The sequence below is a fragment of the Pseudoalteromonas issachenkonii genome (assembly GCF_002310795.1).
GTDB lineage: Bacteria > Pseudomonadota > Gammaproteobacteria > Enterobacterales > Alteromonadaceae > Pseudoalteromonas > Pseudoalteromonas tetraodonis.
This window is the reverse complement of sequence record NZ_CP011030.1, coordinates 3,178,556-3,195,856: the sequence shown is the minus strand read 5'-3', so window position 1 is coordinate 3,195,856 and position 17,301 is coordinate 3,178,556. Positions and strand designations below refer to the sequence as shown.

The window sequence follows — 17,301 nt, the reverse complement described above, 5'->3', positions numbered from 1 at the left end:
AAAATAAAAAAAACCGCCTAGGCGGTTTTTTTATTTTTAAATATATCGTTTAAATTACTTTTTCACTTTTGCGTTAGCAAAGGCGTCAGCAAAGGCATTCCCCATCATCGCATTGCCTGTATCGCGTTTAGGCTTAGGCGCTCGTGCTTGGTTTGTATTATTGCTGCGAGGCTTTTGCGGTGCTGCAGCTGCTGCTTTATTGCTGGTGTCTATGTCGTCATCTAGGCGCATAGTAAAACTAATGCGTTTACGGGCAGCATCGACTTCAACCACTTTTACTTTAACAATGTCACCTGCTTTAACCACTTCGCGTGGGTCTGAAATAAACTTGTTAGTAATAGCTGAAATATGCACGAGTCCATCTTGATGAACACCCACATCAACAAATGCACCAAAATTAGCAACGTTAGAAACCACACCTTCTAAAATCATACCAGGCTTAAGGTCACTAATTTTTTCAACACCGGCTTTAAACTCCGCGGTTTTGAATTCAGGACGTGGATCGCGACCTGGTTTATCAAGCTCGCTAATAATGTCAGTCACGGTTGGTAAGCCAAATTTATCGTCAATATAGTCGTTTGCAGCGAGTTTACTTAAAAATTCACTGTTACCAATTAAGTTATTTACGTCTACCTGATTATGTTCACAAATACGCTTAACGATTGGGTATGCTTCAGGGTGAACTGATGAGTTATCTAGCGGATCGCTGCCATTATTAATGCGTAAAAACCCGGCCGCTTGTTCGAATGCTTTTGGCCCTAAGCGTTCTACTTTTTTCAACTGACTACGTTTTGTAAATGACCCATTCGTGTCACGGTAGTTTACAATGTTTTGAGCCAACGTTTTGTTTAAGCCAGAAACACGTGCAAGCAAAGGCACTGAGGCCATATTTAAATCAACCCCCACACTGTTTACACAGTCTTCTACTACAGAAATTAGGCTTTGCCCAAGTTGGCTTTGTGATACATCGTGTTGATATTGGCCTACACCGATAGACTTAGGCTCTATTTTAACTAGTTCAGCTAATGGATCTTGTAGGCGACGTGCAATAGATACTGCACCGCGTAAAGATACATCTAAATCTGGGAACTCATTAGCGGCAAATTCAGACGCAGAATACACCGAAGCGCCGGCTTCACTGACCATAATTTTATTCAGTTTAAGCTCGGCGTTGGCTTTGATAAGTTCGCCAACCAGTTTATCTGATTCGCGAGAAGCAGTGCCGTTACCAATCGCAATAAGCTCAACTTTATGTTGGCGACATAATTGCTCGAGCGTACGCAGTGATTTATCCCAATGATTTTGCGGTGCATGTGGGAAGATTGTTTGTGTAGCGAGCAGTTTTCCTGTGCTATCGACTACCGCAATTTTACAACCAGTACGCAAGCCAGGATCTAAACCAAGTGTCGTGCGAGGGCCTGCAGGCGCTGCCATTAATAAATCTTTTAAATTTTTAGCAAATACGTCAATGGCACCGGTTTCGGCTTTTTCACGCATTGCGGCTAAAAACTCGTTTTCTAAGTGTAGCCCAAGCTTAATTTTCCATGCCCACTGCACCACAGTTAATAACCATGCACTAGCAGGTTTGTTTTTAATATCTAGGCGGTAATGATCACTGATCATTTGGGCACATAACTGGGCTGGATTTTCAGCACTTGGCTCAGGGTTAATCGTTAACTGTAAAATGCCTTCATTACGTGCTCTTAGCATGGCTAATGCACGGTGCGAGGGCACTTTTTTTAACGGCTCTTGATGTTCAAAGTAGTCTCTGTATTTAGCACCTGCTTGTTCTTGCCCGTCAATTAACTTACTCTCAATCGCCCCATTTTGACTAATATGGCTTCTAAACTTAGCGAGTAATTTAGCGTCTTCAGCAAAACGCTCCATTAGAATAAATTTGGCACCATCAAGGGCTGATTTTGTATCAATAATGGCTTTATCGGCATTAATATAGTGAGCAGCTTCAGCTTCTGGGTCGAGCATTGGGTCGTTAAATAACGCATTAGCAAGAGGTTCTAAACCGGCCTCAATAGCGATTTGACCTTTAGTGCGACGCTTTGCCTTATAAGGCAAGTATAAATCTTCAAGCTCGGTTTTACTTTGCGCTGCTTTTATATCAGCTGCTAATTCCCCGGTAAGCTTATTTTGAGATTCTATCGTCGATAGAATAAAGCCACGACGCTCTTCAAGTTCACGTAAATAAGATAAACGTTGTTCTAGAAGGCGTAGTTGGGTGTCATCTAATCCACCGGTCACTTCTTTTCTGTAACGGGCAATAAAGGGGACGGTTGCGCCTTCATCAAGTAACTTTGTTGCTGCAACCACTTGTTGCTGCTGTGCATTTAGCTCAGTTGCTAAACGTGCAGAGATATCGCTCATGCAAAAACCTTTTAATACAAAAAATAAGACCAGCTAAGAAGTTAACTGATGCGTCAATGTCTTGAATAATATCACAGGGGAAGGTAATAAAAAGCTCTTAAAGCAAGCTATTTTACTTGCTTTAAGATGCCATTACTGGGGTTGGAACTATACTAATAAAAAGCTGATTTAGTGAGGGTGCTCTATACTTTCGAGTACTTCACTAAATGTGTGCGCTATTGGACTAATATGAACAGGAATTTGCAGCTTACGTGCTATATCGCGTGCTGAAATTAAACCACTTATTTCATTATTAGCCGCAGTGACTAATAAAAACATAGCGCCATGATGTTCCATAGTTTGCAGTGCATCACCAATGCATGAGTAGCTTAAGCTTTTCATACTTACACCCATTAAATTACTTAGCGGTGTCATTAAATAGCGCAAGCTAATTTCACTACGAGGCAAGCCTAAACGCTGTGCTAAAATCATGATTTTTGAGCTTTGTAAATCAGCACTCGCAACTATACCTACTAGCTTTTGCTGCTCATCAGTTACCAAAATAAAATCAGAGCGTTGAGTCGTTAACTGTTTTGACGCTTGTTCAATTGTTGTATCAAACGATGCACGCATCGGGCTTGTATCAGTAAAACTAGTCACCACTTGTGTAGCAGGTGAAGTTAAATCAATGACAGCTTCATTAGTAAATGTATTCGCAATAGTGCCATGCGAAATATCTTGGGTACGGAGTTCTTTAAAGTTAGACATAATATCCACCTAATTAGTTATAAAATTTAATAATGTTTAAAAGCAAGTTATTAAACTAAATAACGGGTGGCGCTCGCGGGTGTGCATGGCTGTAAGGTGTGACTAAAAGGCTGCTTTCATAATGAAAGTAAAACGCTAAAGGAAGTGGTTGAATTTCTCTAAGCGCAATAACACCGACATGAGAATCTATATCGGTGTCGAGGTTTGCTTGGTCAGGAGAGTCGCAAACAATAAATTCTGCAGGTGTAAAACCAGCATCAATTTGCGTATTTTTGGGTGTTGCATGCAATGTCAAACTTACACTCATAAAGAGTGTAAACAATAGGGCATTTTGTAATATGCGCGCTGTAATGTTTGACATAGTGACGACCTTAATTAACTACTCTCAAATTAATACATCATAACTTGAGTTACTTTAGTTATAGCTTACTCAGATAATATAAACAATAAAAAGTTAATATGATCTGAATCAAAACTAAGCCGTTTTATTTTTGGTAGGAAATATTATTTACATACCATTGCTTAGCACCTTGAGGGGTCATGACCTCAAAATCATCGTCTACTTGTTTTTTTAATAATGCTCGCGCCATCGGTGAGTCAATAGAAATGTAATCGTTGCGATCATAAATTTCATCGGGACCGACAATTCTAAACTTCTTACACTCCCCAGCCTCGTTTTCTATTTCAACCCAAGCACCAAAAAAAACTTTGCCGTCTTGCACGGGTGAGTAATCAACAATTTTTAAATCGGGGATGCGCTTACGTAGATAGCGCACTCGGCGGTCTATTTGGCGTAATAGACGCTTGTTATACTGATAGTCTGCATTTTCAGAGCGGTCACCAAGGCTTGCAGCCCAACTCACAATTTTAGTGACTTCTGGGCGTTTTACATTCCAAAGATGGTCATGTTCTTGCTGAAGTTGTAAATAACCTTCGCGAGTAATTAAGTTTGTTTTCACGCCGTGTTCTTGTTTAATTTTCATGTGTGGCACGGTATTAAAATAAAGGCAGCTTGTCGAGATAAAATAGCCACCAATGGGTTTGAAATGTTCAGTAACAATCTAAGCACTTAATTAGTTTTTTATTATTAAGTTTTTCATTTATATTAACTATTAATAAATTATAAAAATAAGCAACAGATTATGGGACAAGAGACAGTAAAAGTATTAGTGGTTGATGACGATAAACGTTTGCGCAGTTTGCTTGAGCGCTATTTAGTAGAGCAAGGATTTATTGTTAGAACAGCCGCCGATTCACAGCAAATGGATAGGCTTATTGAGCGTGAAAACTTTCACTTAATGGTGCTTGATTTAATGCTGCCCGGAGAAGACGGGCTCTCTATTTGCAGACGGTTACGTCAAAAAGAAAACCAAATCCCAATTGTGATGTTGACCGCTAAAGGTGATGAAGTAGACCGCATTATTGGTTTGGAGCTCGGTGCTGACGATTATATTCCTAAACCGTTTAATCCACGTGAGTTACTTGCCCGCATAAAAGCAATTTTACGTCGCCAATCAAAAGAAGTGCCAGGGGCGCCCTCAGCAGAAGAGAATTTAATCAAGTTTGGTAAATTTACCTTAAATTTAGCCACACGAGAAATGAGCGAGGGGGATAATACCGTATCGCTCACAAGTGGTGAATTTGCCGTATTAAAAGCGTTGGTATCTCACCCTCGAGAGCCGTTAAGTCGTGATAAATTAATGAACTTGGCAAGAGGTCGTGATTACAGTGCGCTAGAGCGTAGTATTGATGTGCAAGTGTCACGCCTTCGCCGTATGATTGAAGTGGATGCGGCTAACCCGCGTTATATTCAAACTGTATGGGGATTAGGTTATGTGTTTGTTCCTGATGGTGAAAAGTAATAATTATGGGGATGTTTCCACGTAGTGCGTTTGGGCAAACTGTTTTTTTAGTAGCAGCTTTGTTGCTGATTAACCAAATTGTATCCTACGTCACAGTAAGTTTATATGTTGTTAAACCCACTATTGAGCAAGTTAATTTGATGCTCGCTAAGCAAATTAAAACTGTATTTATTGACTGGGAAGATGGTGTTGAAGTAACCGATGAAGTTTCAGAAAAGTTTTTTGAAATAACCGGTATTGAGGTGATGACTCAGCGTGAAGCGATGCGCAATGGCTTAGGGCAAAGTCGTGAGTATTCAGGGCTATCGCGAAGTATGTCAGAGCAGTTGAATGGGTTTTCTCGGGTACGCATTAGTCAAACCGATCCACTTATTTATTGGGTGGAAGCCCCGCAAGCACCGGGCTATTGGGTTAAAGTTCCCTTAACCGGATTTAAAGAAAGTAATCTTGAATTTTTAACTTTTTACTTATCCAGTATAGGCTTTTTAAGTGTATTAGGCGGGTGGCTATTTGCAAGACATTTGAACCGACCATTAAAAGCACTGCAACAAGCGGCAATAAAAGTAGGCGTTGGTGATTTTAGTACTAAGTTACAAGAACAAGGCTCAAGTGAAGTTATTGAGGTAACGCGGGCTTTTAATCAAATGTCGCGAGGTATTGCAGCCCTTGAAAATGATCGTCGATTACTCATGGCCGGTGTCTCTCACGACTTACGCACACCGCTTACCCGTATACGCTTAGCCACAGAAATGATGGTTGATGAAGATGATTATTTACGCGAAGGTATTATTTACGACATTGAAGATATGAATGGCATTATTGATCAGTTTATTGAATATTTACGTCATCATAAACGTGAAGAACAAAGCTATGAAGATATCAATGCGTTGGTAGCCGAAGTCGTACAAAGTGAATTAAAGCATCAACGTGTTATCACGTTTGAAAGCAATCCTAACCTAGGTAATATTCCCATCAGCTCAGTGGCTATTAAGCGAGTAGTGACGAATATGATTGAAAATGCACTGCGTTACTCGCAAGGGGATATTGAGGTGCAAAGTTATTTTAATAGCAATAAAAAGTACGTCATTATTGCGGTTAACGATAATGGCCCAGGTATTCCTGAGAGTGAATTAGAATCAGTGTTCGAACCATTTAAGCAAGGTGACGCTGCACGAGGCAGTGAAGGCAGTGGTTTAGGCTTAGCTATTATTAAACGCATTATAGACATGCATAATGGCAAGGTTGTGCTCTCTAATCGCCCTGAAGGTGGTTTAAGTGCGCAAATATATTTACCGGTTAAAGTGGTTAATCAAAACTAAATAAAGCTATCCGCCGTTATATGCGGATAGCTTTAACCATTTTATAGTGCTTTAAAACGAATGGCTGTACCACCACTGGTGGCCAATTTTAGTGTGAGTTTATCATTTGCGGTAACAGTGCGTTTTTCGATTTTTAAATCGTAAGGGTTGTTCTTCCACTCTGCCTTATCACCATCTTTGTAGATTTGCGCTTCAAACTGTTTATCTTTATCTAAGAAGTCGAGTTTAACCTCAATGGTGCGGGCGTTTTCATCAGTTACAGCGCCTAAGTACCAGTCATTACCAGTGTACTGATCGCGTTTACGTTCTTTTCGTGCAAATACAATAAAGTCGCCTACTTCTCCATCAAGCGCAATACTTTGTTGCCAATCGGTCGGTACGTCTTGAATAAATTGAAAAGCATCGGGCTTAGCTAAATAATTTTTAGGTAAATCAGCCGCCATTTGAATTGGGCTGTACATTACAACATAAAGTGCTAATTGCTTTGCAAGTGTTGTTTGCGGACGGTTTGTATCGCCACCTAAGCCATTAAAACTCATGTCAAAAATACCTGGCGTAAAGTCCATTGGGCCTGCAAGCATACGCGTAAAAGCAAGCATTGGAATGTGCTCTGGTGGATTGGGTGGTGTGCCCCATGCGTTAAATTCTTGGCCACGAGCGCCTTCACGAGCAATCCAATTAGGGTAAGTTCGGCGAAGGCCGGTGTCTTTTATTGGCTCATGAGTATTAATACTTATTTTATGTTTTGCAGCTAGCTTAACGTTGTATAAGTACTCATTAACCATAAATTGGCCGTCATGCCACTCAAAACGGGCAATGCCGTTTTCATCAATGCGTTTAATATTGCCACCATCGGCCACATAACCGGTTTTAATTTGGCTTACATTTGATTGCTCGTAAAGCGCAAAAGCGTCTTCCATTTGATTACGATAATTTGTTACGTTACCTGAGGTTTCATGATGGCCAATTAACTGCACCCCTTTTTGCTTACCGTAGCGGGTAAGCTCCTCAATATCAAAGTCATCATATGCTTGGGTAAAGCTAAATACATCGCCATTAAAAAACCAGTCGCCATCCCAACCAGTGTTCCAACCTTCAACTAATACACCATCAAAGCCGTATTTTGCGGCAAAGTCCATGTAGTATTTAGTATTTTTTGTGGTAGCACCGTGTTTTTCGCCACTACCCCAAGTATTTTCATTGATGTGCATGCCCCACCAAATACCTACGTATTTGCCTGGTTTAACCCAGGACACATCACCGAGCTTATTTGGCTCATTTAGATTTAAAATAATATCTGAATTAACTAAGTCTACCGCATGTTCGCCAATTTGAATGGTGCGCCAAGGCGTATTAAATGCACCGTGCTTTTTGACTGCTATACCATCTGACCATGGCGTTAAATCGGCGCTAAAAGTGCCTGGGCGACGTTGGTTAAGCACCATGCCCGCATAATCGACTAGGGCTGCTTCATGAATACTGACATGCACGCCGTTGCCATTTTTAAAAGTAAAAGGGGTGTGAGCGAGTGCAGCATCTTGTAAGGCTGTGGTGTTGTAGACATATTCGTAACGATTCCAACCGCGAGCAGGTATCCACCATGCAGTGGCTTTATCGGCACCGGCGATGGCAAACTCGGTCAGCTCTTTAGTAATTTCTGTTTTTTCAAAACCGGCTTGTTTAGGGACTTCATAGCGAAATCCCACACCGCTATCAAAGGCTTTAAATCGCACTGTGTATGTGCCACCGTGGGGTGCGGGTTTATTAAAGGTAACGGCAATTTCATTGTGCTTGTCGACAACGGTTTGACGCTCTCCCCAAGGTTGCTGCCATTGACTATCTGTTTGTGAGCGAGTTACTTCACTAATAACAAAACCTTCATCAAATGGCGCTTGGCTTTTAAATCTAAAACCTAAATGTGACTGCGTAATAACAGGTTTACCGTTAAAGCTAATAGAATAGTAAGGAGATGAAGATTGATCAGATATGGTGATTTTAATTTTTTGATCAGGCGATTCCAGCATGGCTTCTTTTGCAAAAGCGCTGCTTGAAAGTAAAGCAACTAGCAGTAAAGGTAATCTCATTGTGTGTCCTTTATGTCAAATTGTAGACTATGAGCATAAAGTGAAGGTGGGGTTATTACGAGATGACTGCAAACGTATTCAGTGTAATTAAACACATAAAAAAGGGCTCTAGCGAGCCCTGTTTTATATTTATAACTTATTATTTTTTATCAAAAGCGCGTTTCATGTAATTAGGTGTTGCGAGTGCACCGTGATGAATGCCGCCATTGTAGTATTCACTATGCTGTGCAATTGTTGCTGCGCCGTCTTCTCTAAAGCCATTAAATGCCTCAGATTTGCGAGCTAGCGTCACTGACCATAACCCACTTGGGTAAATAGGTTGTGGGAATGGGAGTGTTTGTAAATCGTTAAAACCAACACTTAGCATAGCTTCGCGCATTTCAACCAACAGTGGCATATGCATTAATGGCGATTCACTTTGTTGTACCAGTATTCCACCAGGGCGAAGTGCGTTTAAACAGCTAGTATAAAACGCATGGTTAAATAAACCTTCACCTGGGCCTACCGGATCAGTACCATCAACAATCACTACATCAATAGACTCACCAGCTGCTTCGCGCATGTATTTAATGCCATCGTCAAACATCACAGTAGCACGTGGGTCATTATTTGATTCACATAACTCTGGGAAGTACTTTAACGACATTTGGGTAACCACTTCGTCAATATCTATTTGAGTTACAGTTTCTACGCTTGGGTGCTTGAGCACTTCACGTAACGTACCGCAATCGCCGCCACCAATAATAACTACGTTTTTTGGGTTTGGATGTGCCAGTAATGCTGGGTGGCTGATCATTTCGTGGTAAAAAAAGTTTTCACGGCTACTTACCATAGTACAACCATCAATGATCATTAAATTACCAAAGTCTGTGGTTTCAAACATTTCTACTTTTTGAAAAGGAGACTGTTTTTCATCTAACTTTTTGTTAATACGTAATGAAAATGCGCTGCCATCGCGGTCGCTAATTTCAGTAAACCACTTACTTTGATCTAAATTTGCCATAGTTGTTGTTACACTTTTGGTTGAGTATGAAAAAAAGGAGGCAATTCTGCCAGTGCTTGGCCTATTGCTCAATCAAATTTTACTCTCTTTAGCGAATAAAGTTAGCTATAAAGAGGGGAAAGTTCAATTTTTGTTAGCTTAGCAGATAGTGACGTATTAAAATGCCCCTTTACACCTAATTTAATAAAGAAGAGTTGCCATGACTTGGGGTTTAGAAACAGCACGTGCTACATACAATGTTGCTCATTGGAGCGATGGTTATTTTGATATTAACGCACAAGGTGAGTTGATAGCCTATCCTGATGGCGACCAAACAAAACCTGCCATTTCTTTAAGTCAGCTTACTGAGCAATTTAAGCAGCAAGGGTTAACATTGCCCGTACTGGTGCGCTTTACTGATATTTTAAAAAATCGTGTAGATACGCTCACCAATGCCTTTACTCAAGCGCGCACTAACCGCGAATATAACGGCAAATACACCTGTGTTTATCCTATTAAAGTAAACCAGCAGCGCTCTGTTGTTAGTAAGTTATTAGCTCACCCAAGTGGCTTAGTGGGACTTGAAGCCGGTTCTAAGCCTGAACTAATGGCCATTTTAGGGGTGGCGAAAGAGCCTATTACAATTGTATGCAACGGCTACAAAGACAGTGAGTTTTTACGTTTAGCCTGTATTGGTCAAGCAATGGGACACAGCGTTAAAATTGTGGTTGAAAAACTCTCAGAGCTAACCACATTGCTTGAAGAAATTGATAATTTAGGCATTGAACCGGCTATTGGAATTCGTATTCGCTTAAATTCGGTTGGCAAAGGTAAATGGCAAAATACCGGTGGTGAAAAAGGTAAGTTTGGTTTAACCGCAGGGCAAGTACTCAGTGCAGTGGAAGTACTTAAGCAACATAACAAGTTGCATTTAATGCAAATGGTGCATTTTCATATTGGTTCTCAAATCGCCAATATTCGTGATATTCATCGTGCCTTGCGCGAATGTGCTCGCCATTTTGCTGAATTAACTCAATACGGTGTACCGCTAAATACGGTTGATGTGGGTGGCGGGCTTGGCGTTGACTACGAAGGCTCAGGCTCACGCAGTGCCTGCTCAATGAACTACACGGTCGAAGAATACGCGCGTAATGTAGTGAATGCATTTGCCGATGTGTGCGATCAGCATAACTTAACGCACCCTGCTATTATTACCGAATCTGGCCGTGCATTAACGGCTCATCATGCAGTGTTGATCACCGATGTCATTGATGTAGAAAAAGCACCGAATCATTTAAACCCAGAACCGCCACTGGAAAACAGCGCATTAGTGCTAGATGAAATGTGGCAATGCTTACAACGTTTGAACCCACGTATGGCACTTGAAATATATCATGATGCTATGCACTTATTTAGCGAAGCACACGATCAATACGTGCATGGTTTAGTGAGCATGCTAGAGTGGGCGAAAATAGAGCAGCTTTACTTTACGATTTTACACCGAGTTCGTGCATCGTTAAGCGTTAACGCACGTGCTCATCGCGAAGTGCTGGATGATTTAAACGAAAAGCTAGCCGATAAACTGTTTGTGAATTTTTCATTGTTTCAGTCATTACCTGATGTATGGGGTATTCAGCAGTTATTTCCGGTCATGCCCATCGAAAACCTAACGCAGCCGCTTACTCAGCGCGCGATTATCCAAGACATTACTTGTGATTCTGACGGGCAAATACGAGAGTACGTTGAAGGTGCGGGTATTGAAACAAGTTTACCTATCCCTGAATATACACAAGGTCAGCAGTATCATATTGCCATGTTTATGGTGGGGGCATACCAAGAGATTTTAGGTGACTTACATAACCTATTTGGTGATACCGACTCAGTCCATGTTGAGCTTAATGAGCAAGGATATGTATTAACCAATGCCATTAAAGGTGACAGCGTTAAGGATGTATTAAAATTTGTTGATTATGATAGCGAGTTATTAGCTGATAACTTTGCCACTCAAATTAATAAACTTGATGTATCAGAACACTGTAAAGAAGGGTACCTAGCCGAGCTCAATGCAGGGCTTGAGGGCTACACCTATTTTGAAGATTAATTTAGTTGCATAGTTAAGCGCGGTCTTAGTGGCTGCGCGATGTTTAAAGGAATAGAAGTAATGTCAGTTATTCGTAGTGTATTTAGTATTTTCTTTTATACAATAAACACTCTTTTTTGGTTTGTGCCTATTTTTATTTGTGGCATCGTTAAGTTAATCCCAATCAAACCACTACAAAAATTAATGAGCTGGACGGCCAAGCAATGTGCCTCTATTTGGGTGACCTTCAACACGTTAAATCAGACGTTATTAACGCCAACTAAACTTAATGTTATTGGCCTTGAAGAGCTTAAATTAAAAGATTGGTACCTAGTTATTGCGAACCATCAAAGCTGGGTGGATATTTTAGTGTTACAGCGGGTGTTTAACCGAAAAATACCTTTTTTGAACTTCTTTTTGAAAAAAGAGCTTATTTACGTACCTGTTTTAGGTTTGTGTTGGTGGGCACTCGACTTTCCTTTTATGACCCGTACCAGTAAAAGCCAATTAAAAAAGAATCCTAAATTGCGTGGTAAAGATTTAGAAACCACCCGTAAAGCCTGTGAAAAATTTAAAGAAATGCCAGTCAGTGTGGTTAACTTTGTTGAAGGGACGCGTTTTACAGCGCAAAAGCATGCGCGTCAAAATAGCCCGTTTCCTCACTTACTTAAACCGAAAGCGGGTGGTGTGGCGTTTGTAATGCAAGCCATGGGTGAGCAAATTTCTAAAGTGGTAAATGTCACTATTCATTACCCTGAGGGCATTCCTACCTTTATGGATTTTGCAGCCGGTAAAGTAAAACACATTGATGTACATGTTGAAGTAAAAGGCGTTAGTGACGACTTAATTGGTGATTACACTAATGATCCTGACTTTAGAGTACGCTTTCAAAGTGAATTAAACCGCGTGTGGGAAGAAAAAAACCAGACGTTGGTTAATCTCAAACAAAAATAACAAAATGAGCTGACAGTTATGCTAAAAAAATGGTTACCTAATTGGTTAAATGGCTTAATTGTTGGCTGTGTTTTATTTGCTAATTTAATAATATTTGGCGCATTAGTGCTTACCCTAGGGTTAGTTAAATTAGTGCTGCCCATACCTGTAGTGAGTAAATTATTACACAGTGCGTATAAAGGGTGGTGTAAAGGTAACCGCTTAGGGCTGTGGTTAGGCTGTAATAATATTAAAGTTAATATTAGTGGGGAGGTAAACGCCAACAGTTGGTATTTGCTAATCAGTAATCATATTAGTTGGCTTGATATTGCGGTATTGAGCTCGTTGGATGCATTGCCAGCCCCTAAGTTTTTTTTAAAAGATGAGCTTAAATACGTGCCATTTATTGGCACTGGTGCGTGGGCGATGGGTATGCCCTTTATGAAACGAGTGACCAAAGCGCAATTGGCTAAAAATCCGAATTTAAAAGGCTTAGATGTCGAGCGTACTAAGCGCAGTTGCCGTAACTTTCGTCATCATCCTACAACCATAGTTAACTTTGTAGAAGGTACGCGTTTTACTGCGCAAAAGCACCTGCATCAACAAAGCCCTTTTCAGCATTTATTAAAGCCTAAGGCTGGTGGAACTGCTTTTGCCTTAGAGGTTTTAAACGAGCAGTTTGACGCTATGCTTAACACCAGTTTAGTGTATAGCGGTCAGTCAGATCATGTGTGTCGTAATATTTTAAAAGGCGAGCTGGAGTCTATTCATATTACTATTGAGGTTATGCCAATAAATACACAGATGATTGGCAGTTACCAAACCGATAAGGCATTCAGGGCCCAGTTTCAGCAATACTTAAATAACTTATGGACAGTAAAAGATAAGCAATTAAGCGCTATTCATATTCAGCAAGCTAGTACTGAATTAACACCCAGTAAGGAAATTGAAATACCATGAGCAAAACACACCTACAGGAGCTAATTACTCCTTGGTTTGAAAAAGTCCCCGATGCTTTTTTTCTCAGCGCAATCACCGCCTCATCAATTGGCATCCTTTCGTTATTATTTGTTTACTTATTTACTCGTCGCTTGATGTTACCGGGTATTCAAAAGGTGGTGACTAAACTCTCTCCTGAGCGTATTGGTTCATTGTCACCTATGTTAACTAAGCTGAATAAACGAATTGCTTGCTTGTTATGTTGTGTACTTTTTTTAGCCACATTTGATAGTGTTTATCCGGTTAATGCAATTGCTCAAGAGATCCTTAAAACCATTGGCCAAGCATTATTAATTATTTATATTGGTTTTATTATTAGCAGCATAGTGAGCATTGCTGGCGCTATTTATAACCAATTAGATTTTGCTCGCGAAGTACCTATTCAAGGCTTAATTCAAGTGGTTAAGCTGATCACCTTTATTGTGTGTTCAATATTAATTGTTAGTATTGTGCTTGAAAAATCGCCGACTTATATTCTCTCTGGTTTTGGTGCTATTGCCGCTGTTACTTTATTAGTATTTAAAGACACCATATTAGGTTTTGTCGCCAGCATTCAAATTGCCGCTAATCGTTTGGTGACCTATGGGGACTGGATCCAAGTAGATAACTACGGCGCCGATGGCGAAGTAATTGATTTAGGACTTAATACTGTAAAAGTGCGTAACTGGGATAACACCATAACGACCATCCCTACTTATATGCTGGTGGCCGGTTCATTTAAAAATTGGCGCGGTATGCAAGAATCTGGTGGGCGACGCATCAAGCGTTCTTTAAACATAGATATGAATAGCATTTTCTTGGTTAATGGTGACTTTAAAACACAAATAGAAGCGGCTATACCACTGCAAGAATATATTCGACTAGGCACCCTTCCCGATCCGGTGTCGAACTTAGGGCTATTTCGTCGCTATGCAGAGGGTTACTTAAAACAACACAGTAAAATCAATACCTCGCTCACACTTATGGTGCGTGAACTACAACCGCTTAATCATGGCTTACCGATTGAGTTTTACTGCTTCAGTGAAGACAAACGTTGGATATCGTACGAGCACTTACAAGCTGAAATTATGGACCATTTACTGGCCGTATTACCTGTGTTTGGGCTGCGCGCTTATCAAAGTGTCAGTGGGCAATTAAGCCCAGCTGACGGGGCCAATATGGCAGGTAAACCCAGCATTAAAGTGCCCAATAATGCTGTCCAAGGCCAACACCAATAAACAATAACAATAGCCACCAAATAGGTGGCTTTTTAATACGTAACCATGCAAACGCAGCAATCACTAATGCAATTTGCCAAATATTGCTTACGGCAGAAGTCCAAATGGGTGAATATAATACAGCTGCCAAAAAGCCAACTACAGCAGCATTAAGCGCTGCAATTGAGCTGGCAAAGCGAGGATTACTGGCCAAGTTTATCCAGCTTTTTTGAAACGCCAGCATCAGTAAAAAACCGGGTGAAAATATCAATAATGTTGCGATTAGCGCACCCACTAATGGTTGTGCAGAGTTCAATTGTGCCCCCAAGTAGGTGGCTATAGTAAACATTGGGCCAGGAACGGCTTGGGCACTGGCGTACGCAGTTAAGAATTGATCATTACTCAGCGTTGGAACTCCCGCTTGCAAAACAGGTAATACAACGTGTCCACCACCAAATACCATGGCACCTGCTTGGTAAAAAGGCGCGAATAACGCAGCGTTTTCGCCAAGTGGGATAAAGCTGATTGCAAGTAGTAGTGCAAATAAGCCAAAAGCAATCCAATTGATGTTGGTTTTTTCTCTGCTAACATTTTCTGTAGATTTGGCTAAGTTAAGTAAAGGCCATAAAGCACCGATAATGGCAGCGGTTACTAAAATGGCGATTTGAGTGCCCAACATAGGAAATAAAATCAGTGCTAAAGTACTCATTATTGCCAGAAGTTTAAGTACCGCACTGGTGCAAAAGCTCTTCGCCATACTAAGGGTCGCATCAGCAACAATAACCACGGCAAATAGTTTCAAACCTGCAATAATAGCAAAATAAACAGCATCAAACTGATGTGCACTTATTGCAATTAGCACCATGATCAAAAACGAAGGCAGGGTAAAGCCTATAAACGCAGCGATACCACCGAGTACACCCGCACGTTCTACGCCAATAGCAAAGCTAACCTGACTTGAACCAGGGCCTGGCAGAGCTTGACTTAAGCTAATTAGCTGCGCGTAACGCGCTGTACTTAACCAGCGAAGCGAATCAACAAAGTGGTGCTTAAAGTAACCTAAATGCGCGGCAGGGCCGCCAAAGCTCATGCAGCCAAGCAAAAAAAACTGCCTAAAAATCGCAATTAACATAGTGTCCATCGCCTTTTGATAAATCATAAAATTGTCACAAACAAGTATGACATTATTATGAAACGCTATCACTACTTCCTTATTTGATAGGCAATATCAACGCTTATACGTTATTCTTCATTGTTGGTTCATACATATATTTGCATAATCGCAATAATAAATTCTAAATGAATAGGAAATTACCATGATGTTAACTAAATCACTTTTAAGTGTCACTGTCGTTGCTGTATTACTTTCTGGCTGTGAAATGAATAACACAGGTAAAGGTGCCGCTATTGGTGCAGCCGCGGGTGGTATTTTAGGTAAAGCTACAGGTAATCATAAAGATAAGCGTATTTTTATTGGTGCAGCTATTGGTGCGCTAGCGGGTGCTGCTGTAGGTGATTACATGGATAAACAAGAAGCTGCTTTTCGTGATGAGTTAGCGGGTTCGGGAGTTGAAGTGGTTCGTGAAGGCGATAACTTACGCTTAGTGATGCCCTCTAATATTACGTTTGCGACTGATCAATCTTATATTTCATCGGGCTTTCATGACACTCTAAATGCGATAGCAAGTGTAATGAATAAATACGAAAAAACCTACTTAAGTGTTGAAGGTCACACCGACAGCACGGGCAAAGACAGTTACAACATGACTCTTTCAGAGCAGCGTGCACAAAGTGTAAAAAACTACTTAGTGAACCAGCAAATTATGGCGGCACGAGTAAGCACGAGTGGCTATGGCGAATCACGCCCAATAGCGACTAACGATACCACGAATGGTCGTGCGCAAAATCGCCGAGTAGAAATTCAAATTGTACCAAACACTCAAGGTTAGCTTTTGTAGTTACAAACCGCGTTTGCGCGCGGTTTGTGTACTTATTTAAAGGGCACTTTTAAATAAGTTAGTTGTCATAAGGAGTTCTTCATAGGGACATGTTTATGACAAATTGGCGTACAGCAATTATTTTATCGGTATGTTTACATGGGTTAGTTTTGTTTTTTTTAACTACCTTAAAAGCCCCTAAAATTAAACAGCCGCAATTAACGCCAATTAAAGCGTATATGGTGAATGTGCCTGCCAAAACTAAAGTAACGCAACAAGCCACTCAGCAAAGCGCTAATAAAAATGTTAATACAGAAATAACCCCAACCAAGCCTGTTAATGCAACCCAATCAAAACCACTAAATGCGACTAATAAAAAAACAAAGGAGACGACTGAGCCGGTAAGTACCACCTCCATAAACACCCACCCTGTAACCGCAACGTCTTATAAAAAGATCGACCTGAAAAAAGGGCTCAATAGTATTTTACAGCAACAAACTGGCTATTCTGATACTGCAAAGAATGACCCTCAGAAAAAGCGCATTACCGTCCCAAAAGAGCATGCAGGGAAGGTGAAGCCGCTATTAAAAATAGAGCAGCAAAATATGCAATTTACCACTTACCGACGAGGTGATAGCTGTTTTAAAAAGGTATCCGTTGGTGCTGGGGTTATGTCAAAAAATGACTTGCCAGATAGTTATATTGTTGGTGCAAAGTGCGATAAAACCAAGCTAACTGAGGCTTACGATACCGCAATGAATAAATGGCTTGATAAAAAGTAGC

The 17,301-nt window shown here is 40.7% G+C and carries 15 protein-coding genes; 8 read left to right on the top strand and 7 right to left on the bottom strand.

Features of this window, described 5'->3' with window-relative positions:
• Nucleotides 1-54 precede the first annotated feature (54 nt).
• The 4 genes from PISS_RS14830 to greB all read right to left on the bottom strand — a co-directional run bounded on the left by PISS_RS14830 (nucleotide 55) and on the right by greB (nucleotide 4,085).
• The gene (locus PISS_RS14830; protein WP_024602194.1) at nucleotides 55-2,379 is read right to left on the bottom strand and encodes a Tex family protein; all 2,325 of its coding nucleotides are present in this window, start codon (nucleotides 2,377-2,379) and stop codon (nucleotides 55-57) included.
• A gap of 168 nt (nucleotides 2,380-2,547) precedes the next feature.
• Nucleotides 2,548-3,126 (bottom strand): CBS domain-containing protein, encoded by a 579-nt coding sequence (locus PISS_RS14825; RefSeq protein WP_013466114.1) that lies wholly within the window; start codon nucleotides 3,124-3,126, stop codon nucleotides 2,548-2,550.
• Nucleotides 3,127-3,181: 55 nt separating this feature from the next.
• Nucleotides 3,182-3,487 carry a hypothetical protein gene (locus PISS_RS14820; RefSeq protein ID WP_024602195.1) on the bottom strand — a complete coding sequence of 102 codons (306 nt, stop codon included), beginning with the start codon at nucleotides 3,485-3,487 and terminating at the stop codon, nucleotides 3,182-3,184.
• Nucleotides 3,488-3,611: 124 nt separating this feature from the next.
• A complete protein-coding gene (gene greB / locus PISS_RS14815; protein ID WP_024602196.1) occupies nucleotides 3,612-4,085 on the bottom strand; it encodes a transcription elongation factor GreB in 474 nt (157 codons plus the stop codon).
• A 183-nt stretch (nucleotides 4,086-4,268) separates the two neighbouring features.
• On the opposite strand from greB, the gene ompR reads away from it, so the two are divergent.
• Nucleotides 4,269-4,988, top strand: a complete 720-nt coding sequence (ompR, locus tag PISS_RS14810) for an osmolarity response regulator transcription factor OmpR (RefSeq protein ID WP_013466099.1) — start codon at nucleotides 4,269-4,271, stop codon at nucleotides 4,986-4,988.
• 5 nt (nucleotides 4,989-4,993) lie between these two features.
• Nucleotides 4,994-6,307, top strand: coding sequence for a two-component system sensor histidine kinase EnvZ (envZ, locus tag PISS_RS14805; protein WP_013466098.1), 1,314 nt, complete (start codon nucleotides 4,994-4,996; stop codon nucleotides 6,305-6,307).
• Between the two features lie 41 nt (nucleotides 6,308-6,348).
• Here the strand turns inward: envZ and PISS_RS14800 are convergent, their stop codons facing one another.
• Both PISS_RS14800 and speE read right to left on the bottom strand, forming a co-directional pair.
• Nucleotides 6,349-8,391: a glycoside hydrolase family 97 protein gene (locus PISS_RS14800; protein WP_058155341.1), complete on the bottom strand. Its 2,043-nt coding sequence runs from the start codon at nucleotides 8,389-8,391 to the stop codon at nucleotides 6,349-6,351.
• A 139-nt stretch (nucleotides 8,392-8,530) separates the two neighbouring features.
• A complete protein-coding gene (speE, locus tag PISS_RS14795) occupies nucleotides 8,531-9,394 on the bottom strand; it encodes a polyamine aminopropyltransferase (RefSeq protein WP_013466096.1) in 864 nt (287 codons plus the stop codon).
• Nucleotides 9,395-9,593: 199 nt separating this feature from the next.
• On the opposite strand from speE, the gene speA reads away from it, so the two are divergent.
• The 4 genes from speA to PISS_RS14775 are packed head-to-tail and all read left to right on the top strand — an operon-like array spanning nucleotide 9,594 to nucleotide 14,602.
• The gene (speA, locus tag PISS_RS14790) at nucleotides 9,594-11,474 is read left to right on the top strand and encodes a biosynthetic arginine decarboxylase (RefSeq protein ID WP_028834838.1); all 1,881 of its coding nucleotides are present in this window, start codon (nucleotides 9,594-9,596) and stop codon (nucleotides 11,472-11,474) included.
• Between the two features lie 60 nt (nucleotides 11,475-11,534).
• A complete protein-coding gene (locus tag PISS_RS14785; protein ID WP_008109502.1) occupies nucleotides 11,535-12,407 on the top strand; it encodes an acyltransferase in 873 nt (290 codons plus the stop codon).
• Between the two features lie 18 nt (nucleotides 12,408-12,425).
• Nucleotides 12,426-13,346 carry an acetyltransferase gene (locus PISS_RS14780; RefSeq protein WP_058155340.1) on the top strand — a complete coding sequence of 307 codons (921 nt, stop codon included), beginning with the start codon at nucleotides 12,426-12,428 and terminating at the stop codon, nucleotides 13,344-13,346.
• A complete protein-coding gene (locus tag PISS_RS14775) occupies nucleotides 13,343-14,602 on the top strand; it encodes a mechanosensitive ion channel family protein (protein WP_058155339.1) in 1,260 nt (419 codons plus the stop codon). The genes PISS_RS14780 and PISS_RS14775 overlap by 4 nt, the downstream gene beginning before the upstream one ends.
• Here the strand turns inward: PISS_RS14775 and chrA are convergent.
• Nucleotides 14,562-15,713, bottom strand: a complete 1,152-nt coding sequence (gene chrA / locus PISS_RS14770) for a chromate efflux transporter (protein WP_058155338.1) — start codon at nucleotides 15,711-15,713, stop codon at nucleotides 14,562-14,564. The two genes, PISS_RS14775 and chrA, sit on opposite strands and share 41 nt — an antisense overlap.
• 184 nt (nucleotides 15,714-15,897) lie before the next feature.
• Here chrA and PISS_RS14765 point away from each other — a divergent pair, with 184 nt between their 5' ends.
• Nucleotides 15,898-16,530, top strand: coding sequence for a YiaD family glycine zipper/OmpA-like lipoprotein (locus PISS_RS14765; RefSeq protein WP_058155337.1), 633 nt, complete (start codon nucleotides 15,898-15,900; stop codon nucleotides 16,528-16,530).
• 104 nt (nucleotides 16,531-16,634) lie between these two features.
• Nucleotides 16,635-17,300 (top strand): hypothetical protein, encoded by a 666-nt coding sequence (locus PISS_RS14760; protein WP_058155336.1) that lies wholly within the window; start codon nucleotides 16,635-16,637, stop codon nucleotides 17,298-17,300.
• Nucleotide 17,301 lies beyond the last annotated feature (1 nt).